This window comes from Alistipes sp. 56_sp_Nov_56_25 (assembly GCF_001915285.1).
GTDB classification, from domain to species: domain Bacteria; phylum Bacteroidota; class Bacteroidia; order Bacteroidales; family Rikenellaceae; genus Alistipes; species Alistipes shahii.
The window spans coordinates 14049-28741 of the sequence record NZ_MNQF01000021.1; the positions used below are offsets into that span (position 1 = coordinate 14049).

Here is a 14693-nt window from a genome sequence, read left to right on the forward strand (position 1 = left end):
CTTGCGTTATTGTCTGTAATTGTCCTCTACGCTCTGCGGGATGGGCATCGTGTAGGTCGCGTCGTCGGTTCCCGCGAAATTGCCTCCCGGTATCGCGATGTCCAGCTGCAATCGTTTCATGTTGAAGAAATCCTCGCCGTCGGCGAAAAACTCCTTCCGGCGTTCGTTGATGATGTTGTTTTCGGTGATTTTGCCCGTTTCGCGCTCGGCGAAAGGCGTCAAGTCGCGCGACTTCACCACGTAGTCGAGGTATTCCGTCGCCTTGTCCGGGTCCTTCGTGAGGTTGGCTTCGGCCACGATGTAGTACATTTCGGGAATCCGGATCAGACTCGGTCCGGGGATTGATTTGCCGCTGTACGTGGGGTTGCTCTCTCCCTGGGCGTACATCTTGTTGTAGTGCTTGATGCACCACGAATTGCCCGTGTCGAACCAGGTCGAGTAACGCTTGTCCGTGCCGGCCAGGTCGGTGGAGTAGATTTCGGAATACTGGCTGGAGAGCGCAAGGGTTCCGCCCTGGTAGATGTGATTCCGGTAGAAGTTGTAGGTGTACTGCGTCGAGTAGAGCCCGAAGACGGTCTCCTGCATGTTGAGCGTGCCGGTCTCCACGGCGTTCCAGGCCTCGGCGGTCGTCATCAGCGGGAATTTGCCGCTGTCGATCACCTTCTCGGCGTAATCCTCGGCCAGGTCCAGTTTGCCCATCGTCCAGTAGGCGCGGGCCAGCAGCGCCTGTACCGCGTAGAGGTTCAGGTGCGTGATGCGGCAGCTCGTGAAGCCGTCGGAGGCGTTGTCGCGGGTCGCCGTCACCAGTTCCTCGTCCGCCGCGAGGTATTTCTCCGCCTCGGTCAGGTCCGCGACGATCAGTTCGAACACCTTGTCCAGCGAACTGTACGGGGTGACTTCGATGCCGTATGTGGTCACGTAGGGAATGGCCTTGGCTTTGGCCGCGGCGTCGCCCGATGCGAACGGCACGGCGAAGATGCGGGCCATTTCGAAATGGAGGTAGGCGCGCAGCGCCAGCAGTTCGCCTTTGTAGAGCCGGATGTGGCGGAATTCGTCGTCGGATTTGGGCAAGACGTGCATCAGCGCCTTGTTGACGTATCCGATGGCCTTGTATCCGTTGATCCAGAGGTTTTCGGCTACCGTGATGGCGTTTTCGTGCTCCCACAGGCGCTGTACGACGTAGGCCAGGTTGTCGCTCTGGCTGATGGTGAAGTTGCCGGTCATCAGTTCCGGATAGGCGAACGTGAGCGCGTAGGCGAAGAGGTTCTTGTTGGTTCCCATCTCGGTATAGATGCCGTAGATGGCGTCTTCGCAGCCTTCGGCCGTCGAGAAAAGCTCCTTGTCGGTCACTTCCGATTTGGGATTGACGTCGAGATACGCCTCGCAGCTGCCCAGCAGCAGCGGCAGGGCCAGCAGGATGTAGCTGTATTTTTTCATTCGTTTCATGGTCTCGGCAATATTAGAACGTGGGACGGAATGTCAGGTTGATGGTGCGGCAGTAGGGGTAGCTCGTACCGCGTTCGTACTTGACGGTCGAGAAGCGTACGATGTCCGATACGCCGACACCTACGGCCAGGCGCTTGAATCCGAGCCGTTTGAGGAATTTCGGCTGGAACTCGTAGGTGAGCGTCGCGCTCGAAAGCCACAGTTCGTTGAGCCGCTCCACGAAACGCTCCGAGTTGTGCGGGGTCGTCGAACGCCGCTCCTTGATGGCGAGGTAGCGCGACAGGTCGCCCGGGTTCTTCCAGCGGTCCGTAAAGGCGCGTTCGTCGACGTTGTAGCGCGGGTCGATGTCTTCCACCTTCTCCCAGAGGGTTTTGTTGTAGGTGTCGCCGCCGAAGGTGTAGCTGAAGACGAAGTTCAGCGACCATCCCTTGTAACGCAGCGTGTTGAGCCACGTGCCTTGCAGTTTGGGCTGCGTGTTGCCCACGACCACCTCGTCCTCGGCGTCGTACTTGAAGGTGTATTCGCCGTTTTTGTTGATGAAGATTTCCTGTCCCGTGGCGGGGTCGATACCGGCCGAACGCACGGCGTAGATGTCGTACTGCGAGCCGCCTTCCCGGAAGCGCAGTTTCAGCGGGTTGTCCTCTTCGAGCTGATAGGCGGTGTTCTTCAGCTTGTCGCTGATCTGCTTGATGCGGTCCTTGACGTGCGAACCGTTGATGACGCTCGTCCACGCCCAGTTCTTGTTGCGGATCACCTGCCCCGCCACCGAGAAGTCGTAACCTACGTTCTGGTTCTCGCCGAAGTTCACGACGATGTCCTCTGAACCGGTCGACGCCGGGAGGGGAATCGTCATCAGCTGGTCCTTGGTGGTGTTGCGGAAGTAGTCGAAGCTCATCACCAGCCGTTCCTTGAAGAGCGTGAGGTTGATGCCGAAGTTGTTCTTCAGCACGCGCTGCCACTTCAGCTCGGGGTTGCCCATGCGGATCGGCACGGTTCCCACGCCGGTGTAGTAGATGTTGCTGTTGCTGTACTTGTAGGTCGTGATGGCCTGATAGGGGCTGCCGGTGGTCTGGCCGTTGTATCCCCACGACCATTTGAGGCGGATCACGTCGATCCATTCGACGTTTTCGAGGAACTTCTCCTTGTGGAGGTTCCATCCCAGGCCGAACGACCACATCGGGGCGAACCGGTTCTCCTTGCCGTAGGCCGACGATCCCGACGTGCGGTAGGAAACGTCGGCGAAGTACCGGTTCCGGAAGTAGATGTTGCCGCTGGCGAAGAAGCCGACCTTTGCCAGCAGCGTCTCGGTTCCGCTCGGGAGGTTCGAGGAGTCGTATCCCAGGGCGTATTTGATGTCCGAGAGGTTGTCTTTCAGGAAACCCATCGCCGTGATGTAGGAGGTCGTGGCGTTGGTGTGCTGGATGTCGCTTCCGGCGTTGATCACGAATCCCGAGCCTTCCTGTCCGATGTTGCGGCCGTAGTTGAGCACGATCTTGCCGTCGTAGTTGAACGCCTTGCCCGTGCCCAGTCCGTAGAGACCGCGCTTGGCCGGGTCGTTCTCGCCGAGGAACTGTGCGTCGTCGGGCGAAACGTATTTGTCCGACTGGCTGCTCTTGACGTCGATGTTGAACTGTCCCGAGACGTAGAAATCCTTGGTCACGTACCATTTGGCGTCGACCGTGTTGCGGAGGGTCTGGTTGCGCGAGGTGCTGAAACTCGACAGCGTGGCATTGTAGAGCGGGTTGGCCTGGTAGCCTTCGCTCGTCGTCGAGGTGTCCTCGGGGTCGAAGTAGAAGGCTTTGACCAGCTCGCCGTACTCGTCGTAGGGCGACTCGTAGGGGTTGAGTTTCGTGTAGGCGCTGAATTTGCCGTAGGGCGAATCCGTTGCGTCGGTCAGCGTGTAGTTGGCCGTGTAACGGAGCGTGAGCTTGTCGCGCATGTGGTAGCCTATCGAAAAGTTGAGCGTGTAGTTGCGGCGGTTGTCGCCCTTCATGACGCCGTACTTGTCGCTGAAGCGCAGCGACGCGCGGTAGTCGATCTTCTGTGCGCGGCCGCTCAGCGAGAGCGAGTGGGTGTGGCTGAACGGTACGCGCAGCGGGGCGCGTATCCAGTCGGTGTTGACGCCCCGGCGGACGTTCTGCAATTTGTAGGCGTAAGCCTTGTCCATCGCGCCGTTGTCCGATTCGTAAAGCCCGGCTAGGCGTTCCAGTTCCAGTTTCTGCGCCGCGTTGCAGAGGTTCATCGAACTCAGGTCCGGGATGCTCAGCTCGGGCACGAAGTTGTAGCTCAGGCGGGGTTTGCTGTCGGTCACCTGCTGGCGTTCGATGACGATTACGCCGTTGGCCGCCCGGTCGCCGTAGACGATCGAGGCCTGCGCGTCCTTCAGGACGTCGATGCGCTCGATTTCGTACATGTCGAGGTCGTACAGCTCTTCCATGCTGATTTCGGCGCCGTCGAGGATGATCAGCGGGTTGTTGTAGGCCTTCTCCTCGGCCGAGGTGGCGATGGAGTTCGAGCCGCGGATCAGGATTTCGGGAATGGCGTTGGGGTTCGAGCCGAGGGCGTTGTTCTGTACGACCACCATGCCCGGGGTCACGGCGCTCAGGGCCGACATCAGGTTGGTGTTCGAGATGGCCACGAGGTCTTCGCCCTTGATCGAGGTCACCGAACCCGTGTAGGTGCTCTTGTTGCGGGTGAACATGCCGTTGACCACCACGTCGTCGATGCGCGTGCCGCCCTCCTTGAGGGTGACGTTCAGGCCCTTCGCCGAGGCGGTGATGATCACCTGCTGGGTCTCCATGCCCAGGAACCCGACTTCGAGGACCGCAGGGCTGGTCTTGGTCGAGAAGGAGAAGGTGAACTGGCCCTTTTCATCGGTCGAGACGCCCTGTCCCGAGCCGCCTTTCAGAATGACCGATGCGCCGGGGAGCACTGTCTTGCCGGCGTCGCGCACGGTTCCGCTCACGGTGAACTTGCGCATCTTGACCGTCGAGTCGTAGACCAGCACGACGTTGTTCTCGATGGCGTATTTGAACGTCGACCCGGCGATGCACTTGTCGAGCAGTTCGTGTACGGTGACTTTCTTGAATTCGCCGCTCACGGCCGGGAGCCGGCGGATGTCTTCGGGGTCGTAGGCGAATTTGATGCCTGTCTTCCGGGTGATTTCGTCGAGCACCGCCGTCGCGGGTCTCTCCGTCAGCGTGACGGTAAGCGTCGCGTTCAGGTTGATCGGTTCACCCCCCCCCTGCGCCCGGGCCGTAGCGGCTGTGCAGCATAACAAGCCCACGACCAGCGACAGCCGCAGCGCACGGCTGAAAAGTTGTAGAATTCTTTGCATGTGTTTGGGTTTTAGGCAGACCGGCCGCCCCGGCCGGTCTGCTCGGGTTTTAGTTCTTCTGTGACGGGAACAGGCTGCGTTCGAGTACGTAGATCATGCCCTGGTAGTGGGCGCGGGTCTCTCCCGTAGCGCTTTTCACGCGCGAACGCAGCAGTTTCAGGATTCGGTCGTTGACGTTGACGAACAGCGCGCGCGACTCGTCGATCGACCGCAGCTGCACGTTGTACTGCCAGCCGTAGCCCGACGACAGGGCGTCGCTGTTCCAGAGCTGCGAGGCGACGTATCCCTTGCCATGCTCCTCTTCGGCCTCGCGCAGCGGGCCGAGGTAACGCTCCACGATGCCGCTCCGGTCGAGACCCATCAGCGCGATCTCGTCCACCGAGGGTGCGTAGGCCTCCGCGATGCCGCCCAGCTTCATGCGCTTGGCCTCGCTGGAGGCGACGTCCGCGGCCGCGTCGACGAACATCCGCTGGATGAGCCGCTCCGACGGCGACACCGGGCCTCCCTTGATCGTGCTTTCGAAGACGATGTTGTAGAGGTCGTCCATATACTCCTGCGGCGTGTAGGGATCGTCGGCGATGTGCGACGAGAGCGTGACGTTCTTATAATAGGTGAAGAACGTGCGGCAGAAGTTGAAGCGCAGGATGAACGAGAGGTCCACGTGCAGCGGCAGTTTTTCGGTCAGCGCGGGCTGTTCGAGCCATGCCGAGTCCTTCATCTGCGCAAGCACCCATTTCAGCGATGCGCGCTGCAACTCCTTCGGGACGGAAACGGCCTGCGGACCGCCCGCCGTGTTGCTGTTCACGTCCGTGAGGTAGATGCCGCCCACGTTGAGCATCACGGCGTTCACGTAGCGCGCGAACTGTCCGGCCGCGGCCTCGTAAAGCTCCGTGCGGATTTTCAGGTCGGGGTCCTCCTCGTCGGTGATCCACTCCTCCATGTGCGAGAGGACGTATTTGAGGTTGCCGATGCCGTAGTCGCCGGCCTTGATGTGGTCGTCGCCGAGGTCCTCCTCGATGGCGGTGGGGTCGTAGCGGGCGATCACCTGCTGGCGGCCGTAACGGTAGATCGGGTCGCCGACCTTCTCGTCGATCCATCCGCGGATGGTCTTCTCCTCGTCGAACATGTCCTTCTTGTCGGGCAGCGGCGTGTAGGCGTATTTGATGACGTAGTCGTCATAGGGTCCGAGGTCCGGCGGGGTGAGTTTCACGCCCTTGTCGCCCGGCTGGGCCACGTAGTTGAAACGCGCGTAGTCCATGATCGAGGGGGTCGTGCCGTGCTGCTGCGTGAACGATGCGCTGCGGAGCGAATCCACGGGGAAGGCGCTCGATGCGGCCATGTTGTGCATCAGTCCGAGGCAGTGTCCCACCTCGTGGGCGAGGATGTACTCCAGCGACTCCTGGAATACGTCGTCGGGCAGCTCCTTGCCGCGCACGCGCTCGTCGACCTGTGCGGTCTGCACGAAACGCCAGTTGGCGGCCAGCTTCACCACGTCGTTGTACATCAGCACCGAGGCGTTGATGATCTCGCCCGAGCGGGGGTCGACCCACGAGGGTCCCATGGCGTTGGCCACGGCGGCCGGGACGTAGCGGATGCAGGAGTATTTCAGGTTGTCGGGATCGAATTCGGGATCGTCCTTCGGGAAGTCCTCGATGTGCATGACGTTTTTGAATCCGATCTTCTCGAAGGCCTTGTTCCAGCGCAGCACGCCGCGGCGGATCGGTTCGCGCCACAGCGCGGGGAACGCGTCGTCGAGGTAGAAGACGATCGGCTTGACCGGCTCCACGAGTTCGCCGCGTTTCCAGGCCTCCATGTCTTTGGGCTGGATGTTCCAGCGGTTGATGACCGAGAAATCCTCGATCTTGTCCTTCTTGCCGTTGATGCGCGACATGTCGGTTAGGAAGATGCCGATGCGCGAATCGGCCAGGCGGGGCCGCATCGCCTCTTCGGGCAGCAGCAGGATCGTGCGCGTGACCTTCACGGTCATCGGCTCGTCCTTCTTGATGACCATCAGGCCCAGCAGATCGGCCGTCACCGAGTAGGAGAGATAGGATTTGACGGTCACGTTGTCCTCGAAGGACTTGATCTGGCCGATCACCGAACCTTCGGACTTGAACTTGCCCGTGATGTTCACCACGCCGCCCTTGGTGCTTTTGATCGGGGCGAGCAGTTCGTTGTCGCCCGAGAAGAACTTGGTCATTTCGATCACCATTGCCGAGCTGTCGCGGTTGTAGCAGACCAGCGGGTAGGAGTGCATGATCGGCGGGAGGGTGCTCCGGCCGATGGCCTTGGACATGTGGGGATCGTTCGTGTCGTGAACGGGCGGCACGACGGCCTGCGAGAGGTAGATCGTCGTGTCGATGCGCGTGAACTTGACGTGGATGGGGTCCGTGGGTTTGTAGCCGATGGTCCCGAGGTTGGTGTCGCTGGCCTCCGAGATCGTGGAGGCGATCAGCATTTCACGGCCGATCGTCTTGAGGGGGACCTCCACGTAGAGCTTTCCCTTGAGCTTGTGGAGCGTCAGGAAAGGCCCTTTGGCGGTGAGGCACGATTTGTCGTTGACGAACATTTTGGTGTACTTGTCGACTTTGGGTTTGGCGACCTCCTCGGTTTTCGATTTTTTCTTTTTGGATTTCGAGGCCGCCGCCCCCGACGCCGGGGCGATCAGTAGGCCTGCCGCCAGGAGCAGGACGCAGAGTTTGGATAGTGAACGCATATAAGTAAAATTGGTGAATAGACGTATTTTTGTAAGTATATAACGTGTTTAAGTTTCAGAATGTTAAGAAAAAATCGTTTTGTCGTATGATTTGTTTTTGCCGATATCCTGTTCGGGTGCGGGGTCGACGCACAAAGATATAAAAAATAGGCCGAATGGTACATTTCGGCCGTTTTTTGACCCTGTTCCTTTCGGCCGCAAATCCCGGAAAACGGGGTTCGGCGGGCGGTTTTGCTGCCCTATGGTCGCAAAACCCCTGCCGCGCGGCTGATGGAATATTGCGCGGCAGGGGTTGTTTTCCGGAAAGCCGGGGATTTACTTGCAGTCGTCGATGCGGGTGATTTTGGCCCCGAGGGCATTCAGACGGCCGTCGATGTCCTTGTAGCCGCGGTCGATCTGGTCGATGTTCTGGATGGTCGAGACCCCTTCGGCCGACATGGCCGCGATCAGCAGCGCCACGCCCGCACGGATGTCGGGCGAGGTCATGCGGGTCGCGCGCAGGCATAGCCGGTGGTCGTGGCCGATGACCGTGGCGCGGTGCGGGTCGCAGAGAATGATCTGTGCGCCCATGTCGATCAGTTTGTCGACGAAGAACAGGCGGCTTTCGAACATTTTCTGGTGGATCAGCACGGCGCCGTTGGCCTGCGTGGCCACCACCAGAAAGATCGACAGCAGGTCGGGCGTCAGTCCCGGCCACGGGGCGTCGGCAATGGTCATAATCGAGCCGTCGAGGAACGTGTCGATGCTGTAATGGTCCTGCTGGGGGATGTGGATGTCGTCGCCCCGCTGTTCGAAACGGATGCCCATGCGGGCGAACTGCGCGGGGATGATGCCCAGGTTCTCGAACGACACATCCTTGATCGTCAGCTCCGAACGGTTCATGGCGGCCATGCCGATGAAGCTGCCCACCTCGATCATGTCGGGCAGCAGCCGGTGCTCCGTGCCGCCCAACGCTTCGACGCCTTCGATTTCGAGCAGGTTCGAGGCGATGCCCGAAATCTTCGCGCCCATTCTGTTGAGCATTTTGCACAACTGCTGGAGGTAAGGTTCGCAGGCCGCGTTGTAGATCGTTGTCCGGCCTTTGGCCATCACGGCGGCCATCACGATGTTGGCCGTGCCGGTCACCGACGCCTCGTCCAGCAGCATGTAGGTTCCCTTCAGCTCCCGGCCTTCGACCATGAAGAACTCGTCGGCGATGTCGAAGTTGAACTTCGCGCCGAGTTTCTGGAATCCGAGGAAATGGGTGTCGAGCCTGCGTCGGCCGATCTTGTCGCCGCCCGGCTTGGGGATGTATCCCTCGCCGAACCGCGCCAGCATCGGGCCGATCAGCATAACCGAACCCCTCAATCGCGTGCAGCGTTGGCGGTAATCGTCCGATTTGAGGTATTCGAAATCAATGTCGCGGGCGCAGAACGCGTAGGCGTCCTCCGCGAGCTGCTCCACCTCCACGCCCATGCAGCGGAGCAGTTCGATGAGCTGCATCACATCGAGAATCCGGGGGATGTTCCTGACGACGACCCGCTGGGGCGTCAGCAGCGTGGCGCAGAGTATCTGCAACGCTTCGTTTTTGGCTCCCTGGGGCGTGATTTCGCCCCGCAGTCGGTGGCCACCTTCGACTTTGAAAACTGCCATATGTGCTGTCGTGTGTTATCCGTCTGAAAAACAAACCGCTCCGGACCGGTCGGCGCTCATGCCGGCTTCCGGAGCCTCCTTTACTTTACAAAGGTAGAAAAAAGAACGGACGGAAACAAAACTGAATCGCATGCCGTCCGACAAAATTTCCGACCCCTGAAAGTGCCCTAACGGCGCCAAAGATAGTGGGATTCGGGGCTTTTTTCGGGGTTTTGGAAAATATTTTCGCGAAAAACTTTTGCGGATAACTTTTTTGTTGTACTTTTGCAATCCGTAAAAATGTCTGAAACAATAAAAACTATATAGCTATGGCAATGAAGAGAACATACCAGCCTTCGCGTCGCAAGCGTATCAACAAGCACGGTTTCCGCGCTCGTATGGCTACGGCTAACGGTCGCAAGGTGCTGGCTGCGCGCCGCGCAAAGGGCCGCAAGAAACTGACCGTATCGGACGAGTCGACGTTCAAGTACGCTTAATTTCCTGCAGGAAAGATTTAAGGTCGGCTTTTTGCCGGCCTTCTTTCGTTTAATGCCTGTTGTGCCGTTATGCTTTCGATCCGCCGGGCCTCCGAAGCCGATTGCGCGTTGATCCGCCGTCTGGCCGGGGAGGTCTTCCCCGCCACCTACCGCGAGATCCTCGCGCCCGCGCAGCTGGATTACATGATGGAGTGGATGTACTCCGAAGAGAGCCTGCAAGGACAGTTCCGTGCGGGGCATGTCTGGTTCATCGCCTCGTCCGACGGCGAGCCGTGCGGCTACGTTTCGGTCGAGCGGCAGGGCGGGGATCTGTTCCACCTCCAGAAAATCTACGTCCTGCCCCGTTTTCAGGGCCTCGGCGCCGGGGAGTTTCTGTTCCGCCGCGCCGTGGAATACATCCGCAGCGTGCATCCCGGACCCTGCATGATGGAACTCAACGTCAACCGCCGCAACCGCGCGCTGCATTTCTACGAACGGATGGGCATGCGCCGCCTGCGCGAGGGCGATTTTCCGATCGGCGACGGTTATTATATGAATGATTACATCATGGGGTTGGAGATCGTCTGACCCCGTTTTCGGTTTCCTGCTTATTCCTCCAGCACCCGTTTCACGCCGCGGTTTCCGATGACCGATATGCGGCTGCCTTCGATCAGCACGGCGCGGCCGCGGTTTTTCCGCCGGTTGAGTTCGTTCTGTACGTTGACCGCTATCACGCGGCCGTCGTGGAAGGTCGAAATGTCGGGAAAAATCGTGTGTCCGACCAGGAGCCGGTCGGCGTCGTAACGGCGCAGCAGCGCGTCGGTCTGTTCCGGCGTCAGCGGATCGTATTTTTCATCCGCGCAGACCATCCCGCGGTACCAGACCGGCCCGGCCGAACGGTACAGGAATTCGAGCGTCGGGTCCTCCCTGCGCTCCTTCGAGGTCCGGTAAAGCCCTTCGCTCATCCGGGCGTTGAGCGTATCCATTTCCAGATCGCGTTCGAGCAGTCGGGCGCTCAATCCCGCGTGTACGAAGAGGTTGCGGCCGATGCGCAGCATCGTGTTGCGGGTCGCGAGCCAGCGGCCGAGTTCCGTGTCGGGCGAGAACAGTTGGCGGTAATTCTCCATGCCGAGCTGCCGCGCCGTTTCGAGGTACTTCCCGCGCGTGTAGCGCACGTCGCCGGCCAGCACCATTCCTTCGTGATTGCCCAACAGCAACACGGCGGCGCCTCCCGCGTCGGCGGCCTCCTGTTCGAGTTTGTACATCAGCCACAACAGCGGCAGCACGTCGTAGCCGCGGTCGAAAATGTCGCCGATCACCGCCAGCTGGTTGTTTCCGTAGCTCCACCGGCAGTCGTCGTCGATCACGCCGTGGGCCTGGAGGAGCGTCGCAAAACTCCGGAAATCGCCGTGAAGGTCGGACGTGACGAACAGTTTCGGGGCCTGCGGGAGTTCCCGGGGACCTCGCTCGACGGCGTGCGGCGTGACGCTGAAGAGGTATGCGCCCCGGCTCGAACGGACCTCGACCGGGCCGCCTCCGTAAGGCATCACGCGGACGCGCCCCCGCTTGTCGGCGGTCGCTGCATAGGCGCCCTTTTCCGCGTCGTAGACGATATAGGGTCCGTCGGCCGGGTGTTTCCGGCAGAGGTTGTATTTCGTCGGTTTCGGCTGTGCTGCGGCGTCCGCCGTCGGGAGGGTGCAGAGCGCTGCGGCCAGAAGCGCTCCGAACAGCAGGGTCAGGCGTTTCATCTTCCGGTGCGATTCGGGGGCGTTATTCGGCCTCCGTCTTGAACAGGTTCACTTCGCCCCGCTCGACCTTGCCGTGCATGTCGGCCAACTCTGCGATTACGGGGGATATGTATTCCAGCGTGTCCGTCACGGCCGATTTGTCGCCCTCGCCCTTGATGCGGTAGAGCATCGCGGCGTAGAGCGCGCGGAAGCAGAGTTCCGTGTCGTTCATCCCCGGGTTGCCCAGAACGCTCCGCAGGCGCGGCAGCTCGGGTTCGAGGCGGGCGTACGTCTGGCGGTAATGCGCGCCGACGGGGAGTTTCATCAGCTGGAGATGCAGGTCGTGCAGGTCCTGAATCAGGTGGAGCGTATGTTCCAGATGCCCTTTCTCCTCCTTGCCTTCCTGACGGAGCAGGTTCGCCAGATCCATGTACCAGAGCAGGAAGACGTGCTTCTGCTCCTCGCCGATGTCCTTGCGCGGGGCGATCAGCGTCGAGAAGATGGCCTCGGGGCTGAATTGCAGCGCCCGGAGCAGATCCTCCAGCTGCCAGAGGTAGAGAATGTATTCGGCGATGTTCTCCCGCCGTTTTGCTTTTGCAATGTCCATAGTTAGAATTCATAATTCACAATTCATCATTCATAATTTTACTTTGCTGAAATAATCAGCATCCGCAAACTCAACAATTGTGAATGATGAATTGTGAATTTTGCATTATTTAATCCACGTTTTCGGTCCCGTGAGGTGCTTGAGGAAGTACTGCTGCGATTTGAGGAGGTTGCGCGACTGGAGCACCATGTTCTTGGTCTCGGTCAGGATCGTGAGGTACAGCATGCTCGCCTTGGTGTTCGAACGGGCCTCGTTGATACGCGTAAGCTCGGATTTGATGGCTTCGGCGATCGACTCGAACAGCTGGTCGCGCATCGTCAGCACCGTTTCGATCTCCGAGAAGTCGCCCTCGCGCAGCATCAGGTTGATGTGGCGGTAGATCGACTCCACGTCGTCGTTGATCGACATCAGGTCGCGGGCCTGCTCCTTCGAAAGCCCCTCGTGGTTGTTGTCGATATGTTCGAACGCCGGGCGGGTGATGTGCATCAGCGCCTTGGTCATTTCGTTGAGGTAATCGACCACCTGCACGTAGTAGTGGGCAGTGTTGACGTCGCCGCCCTGGAGCTTCTTGAGCGTGGGGAGCAGCGAGTATTTCCGTTCGCGCGACTGGTAGAACAGGTCGTTCGACTCCTTGACCATGTCGCGCAGCACCTTGCGGTTCTCTTTGAAGACGGCGATCAGCGTGCGGTCGTAAATCTTCGTGGCGCACTCCATCGTGCGGCACACCTCGTCGCGCAGGTTGGCGATGATGTCCTCGTTGGTGTCTTCATGCTCCTTGACGATGGCGCTCTCCTTGTCCTTTTTCAAGAAGTTGCTGTGGATGAGCATGTACCCGCACAACAGCGTGATGACGATGAAGGCCGGGGTTCCGCCGTAGATCAGCGCCAGTCCCACCACGAAGGCGATCAGGAATCCGCCCAGCGCGGTGATGAACCACCCGGCCACGACGGTCATAACGCCCGAAATGCGGTACACGGCGCTTTCGCGTCCCCACGCGCGGTCGGCGAGCGACGAACCCATCGCCACCATGAAGCAGACGTAGGTGGTCGACAGCGGGAGTTTGAGCGAGGTGGCCATGGCGATCAGCAGCGCCGAAGTGGTCAGGTTGACCGTGGCGCGGATCATGTCGTAGGGCGCGCCGCTGTGTTCCACGTCCTCGTATTCGAAACGGCGCGAAATGCTCTCCCGGAGGTGTTTCGGGACTACGCGCTCGATGCCTGCGCTGACGTTGAGGGCCGCGCGGACGATCGTCCGCGAGAAGACCGACGAGCCGTACTGCTGCTGGCCGGCGTCGTCCTGCGCCGAGAGCGAAAGCTCGGTTTCGGAGACGTGCATGGCCTTCTTCGAAGTCCACAGCGTGAGGATCATCAGGATGCCCGCCGTCAGCAGGATCAGGAAATTGGCCGGGACATTCTCGTTCAGCGCGCCCATGAGCATCTGCGTGTCGCCCGCTTCCCGGGCGATGGTGTAGGCGTCGAACCCGGCCACGGGCACGCCGATGAAGTTCACCAGGTCGTTGCCCGCGAAGGCGAGGGCCAGCGCGAAGGTTCCCGAAAGGATCGTGATGCGCAGGATGTTGACTTTGAAACGCTGGATGAAGAACAGCAGCAGCGAGCAGACCACCCAGCAGATGGCGATGGCCGAGGGCAGGTGGTTGTCGATCAGCTGGATGAAGGCATGGTCCGCGAGTATGGATTTGAGACCCTTGAAGACGGCGAAATAGACGATCGCCGTCAGCGAGGCCCCGCACCAGAGCGATCCGTAGCGGCGGAAAAGCGCCGTGTAGCGGAACGAAAAGATCATGCGCGAGACGTACATGACCAGCGTGCCGCAGGTGAAGGCGATCACCACCGACAGCAGGATGGCCGAAACGATACCCATGGCGCGCGAGGTGTTGATGTAGTGTCCGAGCGAGGAGACGCCCTGTTCCGGGTCGTTCGAGATTTTGTAGATCGACACGGCGATCGCTGCGCCCAGCAGGCAGAAGATCAGCGATACGGTGGTCGAGGTCGGGAGTCCCCACGAATTGTAGAGGTCCAGCAGGATGACGTTGGCGAACATGACGCCCAGGTAAAGCATCATCACTTCGTGGAAGGTGAACAGTCCGGGGTTGAACATGCCGCTGCGGGCGACTTCCATCATGCCGCTCGACGTGACCACGCCGATGATGATGCCGACGGACGCCACGGTGAGGATAATCTTCATCGAGGCGGCTTTGGAGCCGATAGCGGAGTTGAGAAAATTGACTGCGTCGTTCGTGACGCCGACGAAAAGACCTGAAACAGCGAGGATTCCCAGAATGCCGACAATGACGGTGTAGATTTCGCTCATGTTGGGGTTTTAGTGCAAATTGTGAACAAATTTACGCCATTTTTTCCGATGAAATGGTTATGACATGGATTGTTAACATTAATTTAACACAGCGTCTCGGCGGAAGATGCCGGATGTTCCCCTGACTGCCGGCCCGCTGTCTGCTGCGGGGCCGTTTCCCCTCCTTTGCTCGGGGCTTTCCCTATTGCCGGAGCCTGTTCTCGCGGCCGCTTCTGTTCCGCCTGTTTTGCCTCTTCGGGTTGCGCGTTCGATTCGCCCGGCGCCCGTGATCCGCAGGTCGCGGACAAACTTGCGGCCCTGCGGCGAAACCTTGCCCCCCCCCGGCTGACGCAAAAAAGCGGCGGACCCTCTGTGGTGTGGGATTATAATGATGTAACGACTTGATTTATCGGGTCGTTACATTTTTGTATAGGATAATAGGTAACGAAAAGGCAACGGTTTA

At 59.8% G+C, this 14693-nt stretch carries 9 protein-coding genes; 2 read left to right on the forward strand and 7 right to left on the reverse strand.

Features of this window, described 5'->3' with window-relative positions; all coding sequences use genetic code 11:
- Positions 1 to 6: 6 nt before the first annotated feature.
- The 4 genes from BHV64_RS06930 to murA all read right to left on the reverse strand — a co-directional run bounded on the left by BHV64_RS06930 (position 7) and on the right by murA (position 9131).
- A complete protein-coding gene (locus BHV64_RS06930; RefSeq protein WP_118406661.1) occupies positions 7 to 1446 on the reverse strand; it encodes a RagB/SusD family nutrient uptake outer membrane protein in 1440 nt (479 codons plus the stop codon).
- Between the two features lie 13 nt (positions 1447 to 1459).
- Positions 1460 to 4783: a SusC/RagA family TonB-linked outer membrane protein gene (locus tag BHV64_RS06935; protein WP_217727765.1), complete on the reverse strand. Its 3324-nt coding sequence runs from the start codon at positions 4781 to 4783 to the stop codon at positions 1460 to 1462.
- Positions 4784 to 4832: 49 nt separating this feature from the next.
- On the reverse strand, positions 4833 to 7499 hold the full coding sequence (locus BHV64_RS06940) for a zinc-dependent metalloprotease (protein ID WP_149886915.1): 2667 nt from the start codon (positions 7497 to 7499) through the stop codon (positions 4833 to 4835).
- Positions 7500 to 7814: 315 nt separating this feature from the next.
- Positions 7815 to 9131, reverse strand: coding sequence for a UDP-N-acetylglucosamine 1-carboxyvinyltransferase (gene murA / locus BHV64_RS06945; RefSeq protein ID WP_217727766.1), 1317 nt, complete (start codon positions 9129 to 9131; stop codon positions 7815 to 7817).
- A gap of 314 nt (positions 9132 to 9445) precedes the next feature.
- Here murA and rpmH point away from each other — a divergent pair, with 314 nt between their 5' ends.
- Positions 9446 to 9607: a 50S ribosomal protein L34 gene (gene rpmH, locus BHV64_RS06950; RefSeq protein ID WP_010261331.1), complete on the forward strand. Its 162-nt coding sequence runs from the start codon at positions 9446 to 9448 to the stop codon at positions 9605 to 9607.
- 69 nt (positions 9608 to 9676) lie between these two features.
- The gene (locus tag BHV64_RS06955; RefSeq protein WP_022061919.1) at positions 9677 to 10174 is read left to right on the forward strand and encodes a GNAT family N-acetyltransferase; all 498 of its coding nucleotides are present in this window, start codon (positions 9677 to 9679) and stop codon (positions 10172 to 10174) included.
- Between the two features lie 20 nt (positions 10175 to 10194).
- On the opposite strand, the gene BHV64_RS06960 is transcribed toward BHV64_RS06955, so the two are convergent.
- The 3 genes from BHV64_RS06960 to BHV64_RS06970 form a co-directional block, all read right to left on the reverse strand.
- Positions 10195 to 11334, reverse strand: a complete 1140-nt coding sequence (locus BHV64_RS06960) for a metallophosphoesterase (protein WP_217727767.1) — start codon at positions 11332 to 11334, stop codon at positions 10195 to 10197.
- A gap of 22 nt (positions 11335 to 11356) precedes the next feature.
- On the reverse strand, positions 11357 to 11920 hold the full coding sequence (locus BHV64_RS06965; RefSeq protein ID WP_015547694.1) for a DUF4924 family protein: 564 nt from the start codon (positions 11918 to 11920) through the stop codon (positions 11357 to 11359).
- A gap of 105 nt (positions 11921 to 12025) precedes the next feature.
- The gene (locus BHV64_RS06970) at positions 12026 to 14251 is read right to left on the reverse strand and encodes an inorganic phosphate transporter (protein WP_168950037.1); all 2226 of its coding nucleotides are present in this window, start codon (positions 14249 to 14251) and stop codon (positions 12026 to 12028) included.
- Between the last annotated feature and the right edge of the window lie 442 nt (positions 14252 to 14693).